We start from the raw sequence: 17,189 nt of genomic DNA, 5'->3' as shown, positions 1-17,189 counted from the left end.
ATGGTTTTGGCTGGCTGCCGGACCGAGCGCGGCGATGGTCGGGGTACTGAACTTGGGGAGAGATTAAAAGTGCGAGCACCTGCACAGGTGCTCGCCAGTGGAGCGCTGTTTTACCAGCCTTTGACCGCACCGCCGTTAAAGATCTTTTCGGCGGCTTTGGCCACTTCATCCGACTCGTAGGCTTTGATGAAGTTTTGTACGTTCGGCGCGTCCTTGTTGTCTTCACGCGTCACGATGATGTTGGTGTACGGCGAATCCTTGTCTTCGATGAAAATGCCGTCTTTGGTTGGCGTCAGGCCAGTTTGATTAATGTAGGTGGTGCTGATGATTGCCACGGTGACTTTCGGATCATCCAGCAGCTGTGGCAGCTGTGCGCCTTCCAGCTCCATAATCTTGTAGTTATGCGGGTTGGCGCTGATATCCAGTGAGGTCGGCAATAGCCCCTTGCCCGGTTTCAGCTTAATCAGGCCAGTTTTTTCCAGCAGCAGCAGCGCACGGCCGAGGTTGGTGGGATCCAGCGGAATAGCGATAACCGCGCCGTCCTGCAGCTCTTTCAGCGATTTGATTTTTTTCGAATAGCCGGCCATCGGGAACACGAAGGTATTGCCTACCGCCACCAGTTTGTAGCCGTGATCTTTATTCTGTTGTTCGAGGAATGGCCGGTGTTGGAAAACGTTGGCATCCAGTTCACCTTTGTCGGTGGCGTCATTGGGCAGCAATGAACCGCTGAAACCGACCAGTTCAACATCCAGGCCGTACTTCTCTTTCGCCACCTGCTTGGCGACTTCCGCTACGTCCTGTTCCGCGCCGTTGATGACCCCTACCTTGATGTGATTCTGATCGGTTTTCTGTTCACAGCCCTGCAGTGCCAGCACCGCGGCAAACGCCGCCAGCAGAGGGGTATAACGCCAGCTTTTGGTCATCGAGTGCTCCCTGAAAAAAACAATGAAATCAGTTGGTTTTGTGCTGCTAGCTAAGCCTGAACCTGCGGGGAAGTCAAACGCTTGCTCAGCACAAACGCTTATAGCTCATAACGGGAAGTTTTAAATCCCCCTCTTGCAAAACGCTACGCCGTTAGCGGCAAGCGCAAAGCCAGAAGGGGGAGGGGAATGTTATTTGGCGCGCAGCACCACGATGCCTGGCGTAGCCTGGACGTACTCCATAAACGGCGAGTCCACCACCTGCATATTCTCTTTACGCGACGAGGCATTGCGCAATACTGGGCCGTTTTCGGTCATGATATAGATACCGGTATGGGTGACGTCCAGACCGGCCAGGTTGGTATAAATACCGATGTAATCACCGGTGTGCAACCGGGCCAGAACCTTGTCGTCAATCGCCTCGCTGGGCAGGTAGGTAATGCTGCGTCGAACGTTTTTCAGCCCTGGCAGATAGCTGCTGCCGTCTGATTTTTGATTGAGGTTTTTCACCAGCGTCACGGTATGCGGGCTGAGCGTGGCTGTAACGTCCGTTACGTTGGTTTTGGCCTGATGCGACCAGTCGGTGAAGAAGTGTTTACGCTTCAGGAAGCTGATATCGCCATTGGCATAGCGGATTTGAATCAGCCGCTGTACAAAGTCAGCCTGGCTGTTGGCCTGGCGCAGCGCATCGACATAATCGATGTAGGTGAAGCAATCCAGACCGCGGAAGTCGATCACCAGTTCTTCCGGCGTAGTCTGCGAGCCAATCAGCCGGTTGGCGACGTAGGGCGTACCGAGGAAAGGTCGCGACAGCAGGTCGATCATGCGGCCGTTATCCTGCCGTTGTTCGGGCGTTGCCTTGGCGCGCAGGGCGAGAAGCTCATTGAGTTTGTTTAACGTGTCGTTGTCCATGCTGGCCTTGAGATCTGCAGGTGGGGTAGTGATGGGTTCAGGTGTTTGCCCGACCGGAATTTTATCTGCACAACCGCTAAGCGCAATAGCCAATATCATTGAAACTACCTTGTACATTTTACCCTCCAATGGTTCGGCTCGTGATCGTAGAAATGATAACAGTTCTCACCATGGCCAGGATGGTTAATGTTTAAACATAGCCTCAACGTTCGGCGATCGCTTAATACCCGATTTCGCTGTTAAACGGCAAATACCAAAACAGGGCAATTTCGTGATCGGGAATATCAGGTTGAGCACGATACAGCAGATGATCGATGCCGCCGAGGATAAACCCAAAGCGCTGGTAGCAGCGGCAGGCAGGCAAATTGGTGTTTTGCGTTTCCAGCATCAGCCCGGCGGTTTCGTGACGTTGCGCCCAGAGCCGTGCGCTCTCCAGCAGCGCCGTGGCGACGCCGAGTCGGCGCACATGAGCACTGACGACAATCTCCTCGATGAGCGCATAGCCATTCCAGTTATTGCTCAGCGTGATATGGCCGACCGCCTCCCCGCGATGACGCGCCAGAAAGGTTTCGCTTTCATCATTGACGAACGGTGCCAGCGGGTAGTGCTTGCGAAACGGCGTCACCGGCAGCAGCGGCCAGCTGTCAATCGGCGCGTTGAAAATCGGCTGGGCGTAGTGGGCAATCTGAAAGCTGAAGTCGCAGCCGGTCAAGTATCCGTCGGGCAACTGGGTCACCGGGGTAATTTGAATCGCTTCGCTCATGGGGTCAGTTCCTTTAGCAGGCGGGCTGGATTGCCGGCGTAGATCCCCTTGCGGGTGATGTTTTTGGTGACCACCGCACCGGCGCCGATCACCACTCCGCTGCAGATTTCCACCGCCAGTACCGTGGCGCCGGACCCGATGGAGACGCCGTCGCCAATCCGCGTGCGGCCCCAGCTTGCCGGATCGGCATTGGGGGTGCCGTCTTTGAACAGATCGTTGGCGAAGGTCACGTTGTGGCCGATAAAACAGTCCTCGCCGATGGTGACATATTCGCAGATAAAGCTGTGAGACTGGATTTTACTGCGGGCGCCAATGCTGACGTTTTTTTGGATTTCGACAAAGGGGCCGACGAACACCCCGTCACCGAGTCGGCAGCCGTACAGATTACAGGGCTCTACGACGGTGACATTTTGCCCGGCGTCGACATCGACGATGCCGACCTGGCGAATCTTGATGGCGGATGACATGGCATTCCTCACGGCGGATAAGCAGGCGGGAATTATAAAACAAACTGCCGCCGCGTCTGCGCTTTCTGAACGTTTTTTCAGCGAAAGACTATAATTAGTACAGGGGAGAGAGCCCCGTGGCCGCAATCCTCGCACGGTTAGCAATCCGTCAGAGGGGTAAATTCGTTCGCCGATCGCGACCTACGGCGATGGAGGAGGTGTCTCATGGTTAATCATGTTTGGGGACTTCTGGCGCATCCAAGCACCGAGTTCGAACACATTAAAAGCGAGAACGAAAGCGTCTCGCACCTTTACACCCACCACGTGCTGTTGCTGGCGTTGATCCCGGTGATCTGCGCGTTTATCGGTACCACCCAGCTGGGCTGGCTTTCCGGCGAAGGGCACGCTATCCGGCTCGATATGTTTACGGCTTCCTATACGGCGGTCGCGTTTTACCTGCTGATGCTGGCAGGCGTAGCTATCATGGGGAAAGTGATCCACTGGATGGCGCGCCGTTATGAGGTTCGTCCCAGCTTGCATCGTTGCATGGTGTTCGCCGGTTATGTCGCCACCCCGATGTTCCTCAGCGGCATCGTGGCGTTATATCCCGTCGTGTGGTTGTGTCTGTTTGTCGGCGTGATTGGCCTGTGTTATTCAGGCTATCTGCTGAACCTGGGCATACCTCACTTCCTGAATATCGACAGTAAAGAAGGTTTTATTTTCTCCAGCTCTACCTTTGCCATCGGCATCCTGCTGCTTGAGTTATTGCTTGGGGTTACGGTGCTGCTGTGGGGGTATGGTTCCTGGTTGTTCTGAAGTGATTGAGTGTTAGCTCCTCACGCCGGCCTGGCGTGAGGGGCTTTTGCTATTTAAGGTTGGCGAAACACCAGCATCACCCCGAGCAGAATGGCTGCCATGCCCAGCATGCTGATGGCCGCCAGCGCGTGGCCGAGCAGCAGATAGTCCAGCAGGGCGGTTACCGCCGGGATCAGATAAAACAGGCTGGTGACCTGCACCAGATTGCCGCGCTGGATCAGCCGGTACAGCAGGAAGGTGGCCAACACCGAAATCACCACCGCCATCCACAGCAGCGGCAGAACAAATGCCAGGCTCCAATCGACCCGCAGCGGTTCAAACGGCAGCACCAGCGAACACATCAGCAGCCCAACTGCATACTGCAGCGGTAATACCGCCAGCGGCGGTTGGCTAAGCCCTTTTTGCAGCAAAGTCCCGGCGGTTATGCAGCCCAGCGCGATAAAGGCGCACAGCATACCGACCAGTGAGAAGTGGGCAATCATCAGGCTTTGATACACCACCAGCGTCAGTCCGGCCATCGCCAGCAGCAGGCCCAAGCCGCGCAACCCTGAGCAGCGGCGTTCGGTAATGAACTGGGTGAGTATCGGCTGAACGCCGAGCAGCGTCGCCAATACGCCGGGGGTAATGCCCTGTTCCAGCGCCAGCAAATAACAAATCTGATAGCTGCCGATCATCAGCAGACCGATCAGCGCCACCCGAAGACGGGTGCCCGGAGCCGGCAAGCACTGCCGTTGCCACAGGCCGATAGCCAACAGCAGCGCCAGTGCGATGGCGCAACGAAAGAAGAGAAAAGCGAAGGCGGAAGCATGCTCCAACCCCCAGCGCGAGAAAATTGCGCCGCTGCTCCAGAGCAGAACGAATAGCGTAGCCAAGCCGACGTTGGCCCAGTGAGAAATCAATCGCATTTTGTTTTCACCTGTCGTGAAAATAACAAGCTCCAGCACGCGCGGCGTTCTACGCCTGAGCGCAAAGCAAGGAAAGCTGGAGGTGAGAAATTCGGTTTGGCTTAACGCACAACCACGGCGTGTGGTGGGTAAGCGGCTACCGCGGTAACGACAGAGAAAAGGGCGGGTGGGGCTGAGGATGCGCACAGCAGAACGACGGCCGCAAGCGGCGTGTTTTCTGGATCGGTAGCGTGCGCAAACTCTGTCATGGATATTCCTGAATACAGGGAGTGATTAACCTCTTCAAGATAGTCAAGTTTGGCGGAGGGCGCAACCTAAAAACGGCGCACTCCGCAACCGTTCTCAGTACAGCTCCAGATGCAGACGCCCTTGTTGCGTCAGCCTTTGCCACAGGCTGTCCGTCGCGGTTTCGTCCCCTGGAGCACAGGCCTTTTCCAGCGCCTGCGCGACGGCGGTTTCAAGATACTGTCGGTTGCCGCACAGGTAGAGGTGTGCCCCCTTAAGCAACAGCTCCCTCACGTAATCGGCATGTTCTTCGATCGCGTGCTGCACGTAGTATTTGGCGGCACCATCGCGGGAAAACGCGGTAATGAGCCGATTCAGTACGCCATTCTTGCACAGTGACTCAAGCTCTTCGCGGTATAGGAAGTCTTCGTCACGGCGTTTTTCGCCGAAGATTAAGGCGGTTTCTCGCTGTCCGCCGTCGATCGCCATTTCACGCAGCAAGCCTATCAACGGGGCGATACCGCTACCGGTGCCGATGAACAGCACGGGAGTTTGCGGATCGGATGGCAGGTAGAAGTTGGGATTGGCGCGGCAGAAGACACGGAAGGGGCCTGGGTTATCGAGCAACCAGCCGGTGGCCGTGCCGTTTCGGATGCGCCCATTACGCTCGTAGCGAACCTCGCGAACGCACAAATCCAGGCTGTCTTCTCGCGCAGCCGAAGCGATCGAATAGGCGCGCGGTAAGCAGGCAGGGAGCAGCGTTAGTAGATCATCCAAAGTGACCGACTGCGGCGTGCAAAACTCTTGCAGCACGTCCAGCAGATCGGCGCCGTACAGGTAGGCTTCCAGCGCTTTGCGCTGGCGGATTTTCAGCATCCCCTTAAGGTCTTCGCTACCGGCAAGCTGTGCCAGTTCGCGCAATATCGCTTTGCTTATTTGGCGCAGTTCCCGGCGGCGCAGCGCCTCTGCGGCCTCCGGCCGGTCGAACCAGGCTGACAGACGAAGCAGTAAATCCTCGTCGTTTTCCGGCAACAGGTAGAGCGTATCGCCTGCCCGGTAGGCGATGCCGCTGCCGCTGATATCCAGACGAAGATGCCAGGCATGCGGCGCGCGGGCACTGAGCGAACGGCGCTCCAGCAAGCCGGCGGCAAAAGCGTTGTCCTCGCCATAGGCGGTGACGCGCAGATGCAGATCGCGACCGGACTGCCAATCCCCCGCAATCACCTGTTCCACTACGGCTGACCAGGTGGTGAAAAAGCTCTCGAAGTTTACGTCGGCATCAACGCGGTTGACGATGGCCTGCGCGCCGCGTTCGGACAACCCGGCGTCAAGCCATTGCGTGAAACCGCAAAAATGCGGGTAAGCCGTGTCACCCAAACCGAAAATGGCGTAGCGCAGGTGCGTGAGGTTTGGCGTATGTGCCAGAGCGTCGAAAAAAAGCTCGGCGTTGGCGGGCGGCTCCCCGTCGCCAAACGAACTGGATACGATGAGCAATAGGTCGCCCTTCCCCAGGTCTGCCGGTGAAATTTCGTTAAGGGTCAATAGGGTGGGGGCGTAAGGGTGCAGAAAAGGTAACTCGCCCAAGCGCGTAGCCAGCGCCTGGGCTTTGCCCGATTCCGAACCGTAGCCAATCAGGATACGTTCGATGATATCGGCCATGTTTCTTACTTATCGTAGTGGTTGTCGAACTGTTCTTTGGAGAATTCGACGGAGTCGAAATCGGTCATCAGATCGTTGATCACACGGCGGATACTGATGTAGGCCTCGATTTTGCCCTGAGCGTCATAGAGCGGTTGCACGGTGGTGTCGACCACATACAGCACGCCACCCTTGCCAACGTTGGGAATGATGCCGGTCCAGATATTTCCGGCTTTAATGGTATCCCACATCTCTTTATAGATGGCCTTGGGGACGGAAGGGTGACGCACGATGTTGTGGGGTTGCCCCACCAATTCTTCCCGGGTAAAGCCGGTGAGCTGGCAAAACAGGTCGTTGACATAGGTGATGGTGCCTTGCAGGTCGGTGGTGGAGATCACCATCACTTTGTCCAGTGCAGACAGCAGTTGGGCGGAATTGAGGGGCTGGCTCATGGTAGGTTCCTTCTCATTAATTTTGCGGTGAACGTCACGGCAGATGTCACGTATCCGTCATGACAAATTTGTTATTGATTCTTATTTACACCGCATAATAATCAGCAGACTTTAAAGTTGCAATAAAAATGCATCTTTAAGATTGCAAAAGAGGGAAGCATCTTGAAGGAGGGCTCGCCCGTAGAGCGGCGAGCCGGAGGGAAGAAGGTTATTGACCGTTACCGGCCCAGTGCTTCCGCTTGCTGGTTTTGCCCAAACCGGGGTTAAAGCTGTTGGTGGGATCGGCGCTGCGGTAGAACGCCTGCAGATCCGGCTTGGCGGTGTACAGATGGCCGACGTTATGTTCCGCCGGGTACTCCGCGCCGCGTTGGTTGAGGATCTCCAACATCTTTTCCTTGAGCGCATGGCTGTCGACGCCTTTTTTCACCACATAATCCTGATGGAAGACGTGACACATAAAGTGGCCGTAATACAGCTTGTGCACTAGTTGGCTGTCGATTTCCGGCGGCAGGGTTTCGAACCAGTCGGTGTCGTTGCGGCGCAGCGCGATATCCAGCGCCAAAATATCCTCGACCTTGTCGGCGTGCACCGCATGGTAACGTACCGCGGCTCCGGCGGCGGCAAAGCGGTGCAGGAAAGCTTTCTTGCCTTCATCCGGGGTGCAGACGAAGAACGCTCCGTTGGCCTGAGCAAAGTATTGGCTCAGGTACTGCTGCGCCTCTTCGACGCCCGGCCCGGCCATTTTCAGCAGCAGGTGGTGTTCAAAGCGCTCGCGATACTCTTTCATGCGTTTAGGCAGGTGGCTGGGCGCCAGATGGCTCAGGCCCTGCATCAGGCGGTCGGTCAGGTTATGTGGCAGCAACGGCAGCTTGTTGAGGCTGGCGTCCATGCGGCCTTTCAGAGTGAAGAAGGTCGGCATCTGATCGGTGCCGAGCTTATCGATCATCATAAAGGTGTCTTTGCCGTACACTTCGGCGATATCAAAAATATCCCGATGCATGTATTCGCCGGCAACCGGCAGGTTGTCAAACTTGCTTAGCATGTGGCGGCGCAGTTCGGTCAGTACGGCGGTGTCGTTGGTCCCGATGTAAAACACCTGCTCTTTGCCTTCTTTCTCGAAGGTGTCCAGCCGCACGGCAAATACCGCTAGCTTGCCTGCGCAGCCGGAGGCTTCGTACAGGCGGCGCTTGTCGGCGTTAAAACGGGAGGGCGTATCGGCATCAACGTCGCGTACGCGGCTGGCGTATTCATTGTCGGAGGCACGCAGTTCGCCGTGCTCGACATCTTCCGGCCGGTAGTCGCCTTTCTCCAGGCGGGTAAGGATCTCTTCCGGCGTGTCCCCGAGGTTAATGCCCAGATGGTTAACCAGACGCAACTGACCGTCTTCACCCAGTTGGGCATAAAGCGCCATCTCGGTATAGGCAGGGCCGCGTTTGACCAGTGAACCGCCGGAGTTGTTGCATACGCCGCCGATCACCGAAGCGCCGATGCAGGACGAGCCAATTACCGAATGCGGTTCGCGGCCATAAGGCTTGAGCAATTTTTCCAACTGGTTGAGCGTACTGCCGGGGAAGCCGACCACCTGTTTGCCATTGTCCAGCACCTGCACATGGTTGAGCCGCAGGGTGCTGATAATGACGATATCACGGTCATAGTCGTTGCCACTGGGCGTTGAACCTTCGGTCAGACCGGTGTTCGCCGCCTGCATGATGACGATTTTATCGGCGGCGACGCAGGCCTCAAGCAACTGCCACAACTGCAGCAGGCGTGTCGGGAACACCACCGCCAGCGCCTGGCCCTCGCCGGAGCGGAAGCCCTTGCGGTAACGTTCGGTGCTGCGTTCACCGGTCAGCAGCTGCGGGCCACCGACGATGCTTTTGAGCTTACTGAGAAACGCCTGGTTGGTGGCGCTGGTGGACTGCGTCATGCCGATCTCCCTGTCGTCCCCGTCGTTTTCCACCGGGCAGCCTTGTCGATTGCCCGGTGAAATCCATGAGGTGATTAATTTAGTAAGTCATTAACTTGGTAGCTTAATGGCTTAATAACTTAGTATCGTTCTTTGTAACCAGCCTGGCGCTCTTCGTCGCGCAGCGTCAGGATTTCCACGCCGTCGGCGGTGACCGCCACGGTGTGCTCCCACTGGGCAGACAGCTTTTTGTCACGCGTAACCACTGTCCAACCGTCTTTCTTTTGCTTGATGCGGTGGTCGCCCTGATTGATCATCGGCTCGATGGTAAACACCATGCCTTCCTGCAGCACCATTCCGGTACCCGGTTTGCCAAAGTGCATTACCGCCGGCTCTTCGTGCATCTCGCGGCCGATACCGTGGCCGCAGTACTCCCGCACGATGCTGTATCCGGCCTGTTCTGCATGCTGTTGAATTGCATGGCCGATATCCCCCAGCGTCGCGCCCGGTTTCACCACGCGGATGCCTTGCCACATCGACTCATACACGTTATTCACCAGCCGTTTGGCCAGCGGCGTGATCTGCCCAATGCAGTACATTTTACTGGAGTCGGCAATATAACCGTCGTGTTCCAGCGTAATGTCGACGTTAACGATCATGCCGGAGCGCAGTATTTTGCTGACCGACGGAACGCCGTGACAGATCACTTCGTCAATCGAGGTATTGAGCACATAGGGAAAACCGTACTGTCCTTTTGTAGACGGGCGCGATTTCAGCTCATCAACGATAAAGGCTTCGGCGCGGTCGTTAATCTCCATCGTGGAGATACCTTCGACTATCACCTCATCGAGCATAGCAAACACCTTTGCCAGCAGCGCGCCAGAGTGACGCATTTTGACAATCTCTTCCGGTGTTTTGATCACAATCTGTTTCACCCGACAATCTCCTTTAACGTCATCGCGTTATCTTTCATCATTTTTTTTACCAGTTGGGGGTAGGTCAGTTCCGGATGGAACTCCGCCAGCATGCCGATCTTGATCCAGTATTCTGCCTGCGCGTTGATCGAACGCGTCATCGTCAGGCTGGCGAGGCGCAGATCGTCATGCAGCGCGTCTGAAATTTTCACAATGCCCATAGGCTGCTCCTCAGTGAGTAATATACGAAGTGTATACGTTTTGGATGGTCGCAATTTGGCATTCCGTGGGGTGGTCATTTTCCGGGTTGCAACGATTGCTGCCACGGGGCAATGCGTTTATTGTGATAAACGACTTTTTTGCCATGATTTTTCAGAAGGATTAGGGCGTGACCAAATTACGTGTTGGGGTGATCTTCGGCGGTAAATCGGCGGAGCATGAGGTTTCACTGCAGTCGGCAAAAAACATTGTGGATGCCATAGACAAAGAGAAGTTTGACGTCACATTGCTGGGGATAGACAAGCAGGGGCATTGGCACATCAACGATGCATCCAACTACCTGCTGAATGCGGAAAACCCGGCGCTGATTGCGTTGAACCGCTCAAATAAAAATGTAGCGCTGATCCCCGGTCAGGAAAAACAGCAGTTGATCGAGTCAGGCAGCGCCGGTGCGCTGGGCCAGCTCGACGTGGTGTTCCCGATAGTGCACGGCACGCTGGGGGAAGACGGTTCATTGCAGGGGCTACTGCGGATGGCGAATTTGCCGTTCGTCGGCGCTGGCGTGTTGGGGTCTGCGGTCAGCATGGACAAAGACGTCACCAAACGCCTGCTGCGTGATGCCGGGCTGGCGGTCGCGCCCTTTGTAACCCTGACGCGCAGCAACCGCGCCAAATTCACGTTTGAACAGCTTAGCGAACGCCTGGGGCTGCCGCTGTTTGTTAAACCGGCTAACCAGGGTTCTTCGGTGGGCGTCAGCAAGGTGCAGGATCGCGCCGGCTATGAGGCCGCAGTGGCGCTGGCGTTCAGTTTCGATCACAAGGTGCTGGTGGAGTCGGCGATTGTCGGCCGCGAAATCGAGTGTGCGGTGCTGGGCAATGATGATCCGCAGGCCAGCCTGTGTGGCGAAATCGTGCTGAGCGACGCCTTCTATTCGTACGACACCAAATACATCAACGAGCAGGGCGCTCAGGTCGTGGTACCGGCGGCGATTACGCCGGAGGTGAGCGACAAAATCCGTGAGGTGGCGCTGAAAGCCTTCCGGGCGCTGGAATGTTTCGGTTTGGCGCGCGTGGACGTGTTCCTGACGCCAGACAACAACGTGGTGATCAACGAGATCAACACGCTGCCGGGCTTCACCAATATCAGCATGTATCCCAAACTGTGGGCCGCCAGCGGCATCAGCTATAGCCAACTGATTACCCGTCTGATTGAGCTGGCGCTGGAGCGCCATCAGCAGGATCGTGCGTTGAACAGTTCGGTATTCGATCGCTAAAACAGTCAGGGGCGAAGCGATTTTCGCCCCTGATTTTTACTTCACCGTTACGTCAATATCGCCAAAATATTTCTTCGCCAGCTCGCTCACCATGCCTTGCTGCTTCACTTTGACGATCGCTTCATTCAGTTTTTTCTTCAGCGCCTCATCGCCTTTACGCAGGCCGAAAGCAATGCCCTCGCCAAGGATTTTGTCGTCGCTGACCGCATCGCCGACGAAGGCAAAGCCCTTACCGTCCGGGTGCGCCAGGAAGCCGCTTTGTCCCGACGGGGCCATCACCAGCGTGGCGTCGAGACGCCCGGCGGTCAGGTCCAGATAGGCCTGGTTCTGATCCTGATAAGACACCACGTCCACGCCCTGCGGCGCCCAGTGAGCCTTGGCATAAGTCTCCTGAATCGAGCCTTGCAGCACGCCGACGTGTTTGCCTGCCAGCGAGGTGGCGTTCGGCAACAGGCCGCTGTCGGCCTTGGCTATCAGGCGGTTCGGTACCTGATAGATTGAATCGGTGAAGTCGATGGCCTGGCGACGCTGATCGGTGACGTTCATCGCCGAGTTGATGGCGTCAAACTTGCGCGCCTTCAGCGCCGGGATCAGGCTGTCGAAAGAGGTTTCAACCCAGCTGCATTTCAACTGGGCGGCGGCGCAAACGGCATTGCCCAGATCGATATCAAAACCGACGAGCTGACCGCTGGCAGATTTGGATTCAAACGGTGGGTACAGCGCTTCCAGGCCAAAACGCAAGGTGTTTTCCGCCGCCAGCGAGGAACCGGCGGCCAGCAGGCAGCCTGCGGCGATCAACGTTTTCAGTGATTTCATATTCAGAGCCCTTTTCCCATGGTCAAAGCAAAAGTGAATGCATTACACCTGACACAGACGGCGTGCGCCCTCCAGCAGGGTCTGGTTATCTTTTGAAAAACTCAGTCGAATAATGCCGGTATTGGTGCCGTCGCTGTAGAACGCCGACAGCGGGATAGTGGCGACTTTGGCTTCGCGGATCAGACGCACCGCAAAATCGTTGTCGCTTTCGCTGCTGAAACCGCTAAAGCGGGCCAGCATAAAGAAACTGCCACGGCTGGGCAGTAATTCAAAGCGCGAATCTTGCAGGGCGTTCGCCAGCAGGTCGCGTTTCTGCTGGTAGAAAGCCGCCAGCCCTAAATAACTTTGCGGGTTAGCCAAGGCTTCGGCGAAGGCGTACTGCATCGGGGTATCGGCGGAAAACACCATAAACTGGTGTACCTTGCGGATCTCGTCCATCAGCGCCGCCGGTGCCATGCAGTAACCGACGCGCCAGCCGGTGACGTGATAGGTTTTGCCAAACGACGAAACGATCACGCTGCGTTCGGCCAGCTGCGGGTGGCGTGCCATGCTGTGATGAATATCGCCGTCGAACACCACGTGTTCGTAAACTTCGTCGGACAGAATGACGATGTCGGTATTGCGAGTCAGGGCGGTCAACCGTTCGATATCATGTTCACCGAATACGCTGCCCGTTGGGTTGTGCGGGCTGTTGATGATGATCATCCGCGTTTTGCTGTTGATGGCCGCAGCGACCTCATCCCAGTCAATATGCAGATCTTCCAGCGACAGTTTAATCGCCACCGGAGTGGCGCCCTGCAGACGCACGATCGGCGCATAGCTGTCGAACGCCGGTTCAAAATAGATCACCTCATCGCCAGGGTGCACCAGTGCGCTGATGGCGGAATACAACCCTTCGCTGGCGCTGGCAATGACCGTGATTTCTTCGTCAGCGTCATAGCGTGCGCCATATAAACGTTCAACTTTATCCGCCAGCGCGATACGCAATGCTGCCACGCCGCTCATCGGCGCGTACTGGTTATGTCCTGCACGCATGGCTTGCGACACTGCCTCAACCAATTGCGGTTCACAGGCGAAGTTTGGCGCGCCCTGCGACAGATTCAGGGCCTGGTGTTCGGCGCTGAGCTGGCCGATAACGGTAAAAATAGTGGTGCCGACGTCCGGCAACTTCGAGCGTTGTGCGCATGCGCTCTGCATGAGTGGCTCCAGGGAATTGGGGGATATCGCTTGATTAAGCATCAATGACGGTAGGCCAACAAGGGAAAGTTTGTCATACTTGCCATGCACTCAGATCATGACTGATTCCTCTTCATTCTTGAAACGATCTCGGCGTTGGCTGCGCTTACTTACCCGAATCACTGACTCATGTCAGCTCATCGGGTTGCGTTCACTGGCCGCCTTGATGTCGTTCCAATTATTTGGGGGAATTCTTGGAATTTCAGGGGATATCAAGGAACTCGCCATGTCGTCATCACTGCCGTCGCTCGACGTATTGAAAACCTTTTTGGTGGTGGCCCAGCGTCTTAATTTCACTCACGCCGCCCAGAGCCTGCACCTGACGCAGGGCGCGGTCAGCCGGCAAATACTGGGGCTGGAACAGCATCTGGGTTATCCGTTGTTTAGCCGACGCGCGCGTGGCCTGACGTTGACGCCGCAGGGAGCCATGCTGTTGGCCCCGGTGCAGCAAGCCCTGGGACAGTTGGACGAGGCGCTGAGCAGAATCGGGGCGCAGCCGGGGACCTTGCGGATCAAGTGCCCGACCTGTGCCATGCGCTGGGTGTTGCCGCGTATTATCCGGCTTCAAAACGAGCGACCGGAAATGCATATTGAGCTGACCGCTTCGGTATCGCACGGGCTGGATTTCGCTGCGGAACACTTCGATGCCGCGGTGGTGTTCGGCCAGCCGCAGGGCAAAAAACTGACGGCGCATCATCTGTTCGATGAAATTCTCACGCCGGTCTGCACGCCGACTTACCTGCCCGATTTATCCCGCCCGCCAACGCCGGCCGATCTGGCGGAGAAAACGCTGTTACATCCCACGCGCGATCGCCGCGACTGGCTGCTGTGGCTAAAGGCGGCGGGGCAGGAAACGCTGCCTTCCGGTAAGGCGCAGCATTTCGATACGCTCGATCTGGCGATGAGTGCGGCACTGCAGGGTTTTGGCATCGCCATCGGGGATTTATGTTTGCTGGAGGAAGACATTCAGGCGCAGCGTATCGTTACGCCGTTCCCACTCAGCGTGCTCAGCGGTGCGGCTTACTATCTGGTCTATCCTGAACGAGCAGTGCAACCGCTGGCATTAACTACGCTGGTGGATTTCCTGGACGATGAGGCGGCGCAAAGTCGCTCCCGGCTGAAAAACTATCGCCCGGCCTGCGCTAATAGCTTGTAACCTTTAACATTACAAAGTATTTCTGCGGTGAAAAGGAGTATGGCACACTGCCTTTTCACATCGATTAATCATCTCCGCCGCGGTCTGCGACGGGAGCATGCCTGAGATAAAAAATATGAAATGGCTTTGTGTGGTGAGTATGTTGTCCGGTCTGGCCATCAGCCCGGTTTTTGCACAGGAAAACGCCGTAACGCAAGGCGTTAGTGCCCAGCAGCGCGATGCCTTTGTTTCCAACCTGATGAAGCAGATGACGCTGGAAGAAAAAATCGGCCAGCTGCGGTTAATCAGCGTCGGCCCGGATAATCCGAAAGAGGCGATCCGCGATGGCATCAGCAAGGGGCAGATTGGCGCCATCTTCAACACCGTCACCCGGCCGGATATCCGCGTTATGCAGGACCAGGCGATGCAGCTCAGCCGCCTGAAAATCCCGCTGTTCTTTGCCTATGACGTGGTGCACGGCCAACGTACCGTGTTCCCTATCAGCCTCGGGTTGGCGGCCAGCTTTGATCTGGAAGCCATCGCACTCAGCGGTCGGGTGTCGGCGCAGGAAGCCAGCGACGACGGCCTGAACATGACCTTCTCGCCGATGGTCGACATCACCCGCGATCCGCGTTGGGGCCGGGTCTCTGAAGGCTTCGGTGAAGACACCTGGCTGGTATCCAAAATCGCCAAGGTGATGGTGGATGCCTACCAAAACGGTGACCCGTCCAGGCCCGGCTCAATCATGGCCAGCGTGAAGCACTTCGCGCTGTACGGCGCTACTGAAGGCGGCCGCGACTACAACACCGTCGATATGAGCCCATTGCGGATGTATCAGGACTATCTGCCGCCCTATAAAGCGGCGGTGGAAGCCGGCAGCGGTGGCGTCATGGTGTCGCTCAATTCGGTGAACGGCATTCCGGCCACCGCTAACCCATGGCTGCTGAAGGACCTGCTGCGCGATCAGTGGGGCTTCAAGGGCATCACCATCAGCGACCACGGTGCGATCAAAGAGCTGATAAAACACGGTGTGGCAGCGGACGCGCGTGATGCAGTACGACTGGCGATCACCTCTGGCGTCGACATGAGCATGAGCGACGAATATTACGACCAATACCTGCCGGGGCTGGTGAAAGACGGGCTGGTGTCGGAAAGCGACATTGACCGTGCCTGTCGCGACGTGTTGAACACTAAATATGATATGGGCCTGTTTAAAGACCCTTACACCCATCTTGGCCCGGCAGGTTCCGACCCGCAGGACACCAATGCCGAAAGCCGCCTGCACCGTGCCGAAGCGCGCGTGATCGCGCGTAAGACTATGGTGCTGTTGAAGAACGACCGGCAGACATTGCCGTTAAGCAAACAGGCGACCATTGCGCTGGTCGGGCCGATGGCCGACAGCCAGCGTGACGTGATGGGCAGCTGGTCAGCGGCTGGGGTAATCAAACAGTCGGTGACCCTCCGCGAAGGGCTGGAACGTGCGGTGGGCGACAAGGCGAAAATCCTCTATGCCAAGGGGGCCAACGTCACTCAGGACAAGAGCATTATCGACTACCTGAACGAGTATGAGCCAGCGGTGGCGTTTGACACCCGTCCACCGCAGCAGATGATTGACGAAGCGGTACAGGCGGCGAAGAAAGCCGACGTGGTGGTAGCGGTGGTCGGGGAATCGCAGGGCATGGCGCATGAAGCGTCCAGCCGCGCCGATATTACTATCCCGCAAAGCCAGCGCGACCTGATCGCAGCGCTGAAAGCCACCGGCAAGCCTTTGGTATTGGTGCTGATGAACGGCCGGCCGCTGGCGCTGAGTTGGGAAAGCCAGCAGGCGGATGCGATGCTGGAAACCTGGTACAGCGGTACCGAAGGCGGTAATGCGGTTGCCGACGTGCTGTTTGGCGATTACAACCCGTCGGGCAAGTTACCGATGACCTTCCCGCGTTCGGTCGGTCAGATCCCGATGTATTACAACCACCTGAACACCGGCCGTCCGTTCGGCAAGGAAAACCCGGGCAAATACACCTCGCGCTACTTTGACTCGCCGAACGGTCCGCTGTATCCCTTCGGTTATGGCCTGAGCTACACCAGCTTCAGCCTGTCGGACCTGAAACTTTCCAGCCCGACAATGGCGCGCAACGGCAAGATCACCGCCAGCGTCACGCTGAAGAATACCGGCAAATATGATGGTGCCACCGTTGTGCAGCTGTACCTGCAGGACGTGACCGCCTCGGTCAGCCGTCCGGTGAAAGAGCTGCGCAACTTTAAGAAAGTGATGCTGAAAGCGGGCCAGGCGCAGACTGTTGAGCTGCCGATCACCGAAGACGATCTCAAGTTCTATAACGCCAGCCTGAAATGGGGCGCGGAACCGGGCAAGTTTAACGTGATGGTGGGTCTGGATTCCGACAACGTGCAAACACAGAGCTTTACGCTGAAGTAATCACCCTCTCTGACCCTCTCTCATCGCGGTGGGAGAGGGTTTGCGTTGCTTTTGAGATCCCAAGCTCTTCAACGCATAACCGTTCTGCTTTCGCACGGAAAATCCCGTTGTTTTGATCCCGCTGATTGTTTCGCCACAGCTATCGCTATATGATTTTATATATAACGATAGCTCACCGG

The 17,189-nt window shown here is 56.7% G+C and carries 16 protein-coding genes; 4 read left to right on the top strand and 12 right to left on the bottom strand.

Translation table 11 applies throughout. The annotated features are described in order from the left end of the window. Nucleotides 1–110: 110 nt before the first annotated feature. The 4 genes from AC1RKC_RS07025 to AC1RKC_RS07010 form a co-directional block, all read right to left on the bottom strand. Nucleotides 111–923: a MetQ/NlpA family lipoprotein gene (locus AC1RKC_RS07025; protein ID WP_020825771.1), complete on the bottom strand. Its 813-nt coding sequence runs from the start codon at nucleotides 921–923 to the stop codon at nucleotides 111–113. A gap of 189 nt (nucleotides 924–1,112) precedes the next feature. Beyond that, entirely contained in the window at nucleotides 1,113–1,949 is an 837-nt protein-coding gene (locus AC1RKC_RS07020) for a DUF1460 domain-containing protein (protein ID WP_046374209.1), read from the bottom strand. A gap of 103 nt (nucleotides 1,950–2,052) precedes the next feature. Then, complete coding sequence (locus AC1RKC_RS07015) at nucleotides 2,053–2,595, bottom strand: GNAT family N-acetyltransferase (protein ID WP_046374208.1); 543 nt, start codon at nucleotides 2,593–2,595, stop codon at nucleotides 2,053–2,055. Further along, complete coding sequence (locus AC1RKC_RS07010) at nucleotides 2,592–3,062, bottom strand: acyltransferase (RefSeq protein WP_260629061.1); 471 nt, start codon at nucleotides 3,060–3,062, stop codon at nucleotides 2,592–2,594. Before AC1RKC_RS07010 ends, AC1RKC_RS07015 begins: the two co-directional genes overlap by 4 nt. Nucleotides 3,063–3,266: 204 nt before the next feature. On the opposite strand from AC1RKC_RS07010, the gene AC1RKC_RS07005 reads away from it, so the two are divergent. After that, the gene (locus tag AC1RKC_RS07005; protein ID WP_020825776.1) at nucleotides 3,267–3,857 is read left to right on the top strand and encodes a Yip1 family protein; all 591 of its coding nucleotides are present in this window, start codon (nucleotides 3,267–3,269) and stop codon (nucleotides 3,855–3,857) included. A 53-nt stretch (nucleotides 3,858–3,910) separates the two neighbouring features. Here AC1RKC_RS07005 and AC1RKC_RS07000 read toward each other — a convergent pair whose 3' ends face one another. The 6 genes from AC1RKC_RS07000 to AC1RKC_RS06975 all read right to left on the bottom strand — a co-directional run bounded on the left by AC1RKC_RS07000 (nucleotide 3,911) and on the right by AC1RKC_RS06975 (nucleotide 10,118). Further along, nucleotides 3,911–4,762 (bottom strand): DMT family transporter, encoded by an 852-nt coding sequence (locus tag AC1RKC_RS07000; RefSeq protein WP_020825777.1) that lies wholly within the window; start codon nucleotides 4,760–4,762, stop codon nucleotides 3,911–3,913. Nucleotides 4,763–5,104: 342 nt separating this feature from the next. Further along, nucleotides 5,105–6,646, bottom strand: coding sequence for a flavodoxin domain-containing protein (locus AC1RKC_RS06995; protein WP_420283137.1), 1,542 nt, complete (start codon nucleotides 6,644–6,646; stop codon nucleotides 5,105–5,107). 5 nt (nucleotides 6,647–6,651) lie between these two features. Continuing rightward, nucleotides 6,652–7,077, bottom strand: coding sequence for a PAS domain-containing protein (locus AC1RKC_RS06990; protein ID WP_260629059.1), 426 nt, complete (start codon nucleotides 7,075–7,077; stop codon nucleotides 6,652–6,654). A 208-nt stretch (nucleotides 7,078–7,285) separates the two neighbouring features. Beyond that, on the bottom strand, nucleotides 7,286–9,004 hold the full coding sequence (dld, locus tag AC1RKC_RS06985; RefSeq protein ID WP_020825780.1) for a D-lactate dehydrogenase: 1,719 nt from the start codon (nucleotides 9,002–9,004) through the stop codon (nucleotides 7,286–7,288). A 119-nt stretch (nucleotides 9,005–9,123) separates the two neighbouring features. Beyond that, the gene (map, locus tag AC1RKC_RS06980; protein WP_046374205.1) at nucleotides 9,124–9,918 is read right to left on the bottom strand and encodes a type I methionyl aminopeptidase; all 795 of its coding nucleotides are present in this window, start codon (nucleotides 9,916–9,918) and stop codon (nucleotides 9,124–9,126) included. Next, a complete protein-coding gene (locus tag AC1RKC_RS06975) occupies nucleotides 9,915–10,118 on the bottom strand; it encodes a ParD-like family protein (RefSeq protein ID WP_020825782.1) in 204 nt (67 codons plus the stop codon). The genes map and AC1RKC_RS06975 overlap by 4 nt, the downstream gene beginning before the upstream one ends. Before the next feature lie 167 nt (nucleotides 10,119–10,285). On the opposite strand from AC1RKC_RS06975, the gene ddlA reads away from it, so the two are divergent. Further along, a complete protein-coding gene (ddlA, locus tag AC1RKC_RS06970) occupies nucleotides 10,286–11,389 on the top strand; it encodes a D-alanine--D-alanine ligase (RefSeq protein ID WP_020825783.1) in 1,104 nt (367 codons plus the stop codon). A 36-nt stretch (nucleotides 11,390–11,425) separates the two neighbouring features. Here ddlA and AC1RKC_RS06965 read toward each other — a convergent pair whose 3' ends face one another. Then, a complete protein-coding gene (locus AC1RKC_RS06965; protein ID WP_261439879.1) occupies nucleotides 11,426–12,205 on the bottom strand; it encodes an ABC transporter substrate-binding protein in 780 nt (259 codons plus the stop codon). A gap of 42 nt (nucleotides 12,206–12,247) precedes the next feature. Continuing rightward, a complete protein-coding gene (locus AC1RKC_RS06960; RefSeq protein WP_261448078.1) occupies nucleotides 12,248–13,402 on the bottom strand; it encodes a pyridoxal phosphate-dependent aminotransferase in 1,155 nt (384 codons plus the stop codon). Nucleotides 13,403–13,667: 265 nt separating this feature from the next. Here AC1RKC_RS06960 and AC1RKC_RS06955 point away from each other — a divergent pair, with 265 nt between their 5' ends. Further along, nucleotides 13,668–14,597 (top strand): LysR substrate-binding domain-containing protein, encoded by a 930-nt coding sequence (locus tag AC1RKC_RS06955; RefSeq protein WP_129983942.1) that lies wholly within the window; start codon nucleotides 13,668–13,670, stop codon nucleotides 14,595–14,597. A 115-nt stretch (nucleotides 14,598–14,712) separates the two neighbouring features. Further along, on the top strand, nucleotides 14,713–17,010 hold the full coding sequence (gene bglX, locus AC1RKC_RS06950; RefSeq protein ID WP_493091765.1) for a beta-glucosidase BglX: 2,298 nt from the start codon (nucleotides 14,713–14,715) through the stop codon (nucleotides 17,008–17,010). Nucleotides 17,011–17,189: the final 179 nt, after the last annotated feature.

Source organism: Serratia sp. GW822-FHT06E05 (genome assembly GCF_058799445.1).
Note: the sequence above shows the minus strand (reverse complement) of the source record. Positions and strands in the feature narration are given on the sequence as shown.

Bases quoted from the DNA above. Each gene is read 5' to 3' on its own strand.
- AC1RKC_RS07025 (WP_020825771.1), bottom strand. From the start codon at position 923: ATGACCAAAAGCTGGCGTTATACCCCTCTGCTGGCGGCGTTTGCCGCG.
- AC1RKC_RS07020 (WP_046374209.1), bottom strand. From the start codon at position 1,949: ATGTACAAGGTAGTTTCAATGATATTGGCTATTGCGCTTAGCGGTTGT.
- AC1RKC_RS07015 (WP_046374208.1), bottom strand. From the start codon at position 2,595: ATGAGCGAAGCGATTCAAATTACCCCGGTGACCCAGTTGCCCGACGGA.
- AC1RKC_RS07010 (WP_260629061.1), bottom strand. From the start codon at position 3,062: ATGTCATCCGCCATCAAGATTCGCCAGGTCGGCATCGTCGATGTCGAC.
- AC1RKC_RS07005 (WP_020825776.1), top strand. From the start codon at position 3,267: ATGGTTAATCATGTTTGGGGACTTCTGGCGCATCCAAGCACCGAGTTC.
- AC1RKC_RS07000 (WP_020825777.1), bottom strand. From the start codon at position 4,762: ATGCGATTGATTTCTCACTGGGCCAACGTCGGCTTGGCTACGCTATTC.
- AC1RKC_RS06995 (WP_420283137.1), bottom strand. From the start codon at position 6,646: ATGGCCGATATCATCGAACGTATCCTGATTGGCTACGGTTCGGAATCG.
- AC1RKC_RS06990 (WP_260629059.1), bottom strand. From the start codon at position 7,077: ATGAGCCAGCCCCTCAATTCCGCCCAACTGCTGTCTGCACTGGACAAA.
- dld (WP_020825780.1), bottom strand. From the start codon at position 9,004: ATGACGCAGTCCACCAGCGCCACCAACCAGGCGTTTCTCAGTAAGCTC.
- AC1RKC_RS06975 (WP_020825782.1), bottom strand. From the start codon at position 10,118: ATGGGCATTGTGAAAATTTCAGACGCGCTGCATGACGATCTGCGCCTC.
- AC1RKC_RS06965 (WP_261439879.1), bottom strand. From the start codon at position 12,205: ATGAAATCACTGAAAACGTTGATCGCCGCAGGCTGCCTGCTGGCCGCC.
- AC1RKC_RS06960 (WP_261448078.1), bottom strand. From the start codon at position 13,402: ATGCAGAGCGCATGCGCACAACGCTCGAAGTTGCCGGACGTCGGCACC.
- AC1RKC_RS06955 (WP_129983942.1), top strand. From the start codon at position 13,668: ATGTCGTCATCACTGCCGTCGCTCGACGTATTGAAAACCTTTTTGGTG.
- bglX (WP_493091765.1), top strand. From the start codon at position 14,713: ATGAAATGGCTTTGTGTGGTGAGTATGTTGTCCGGTCTGGCCATCAGC.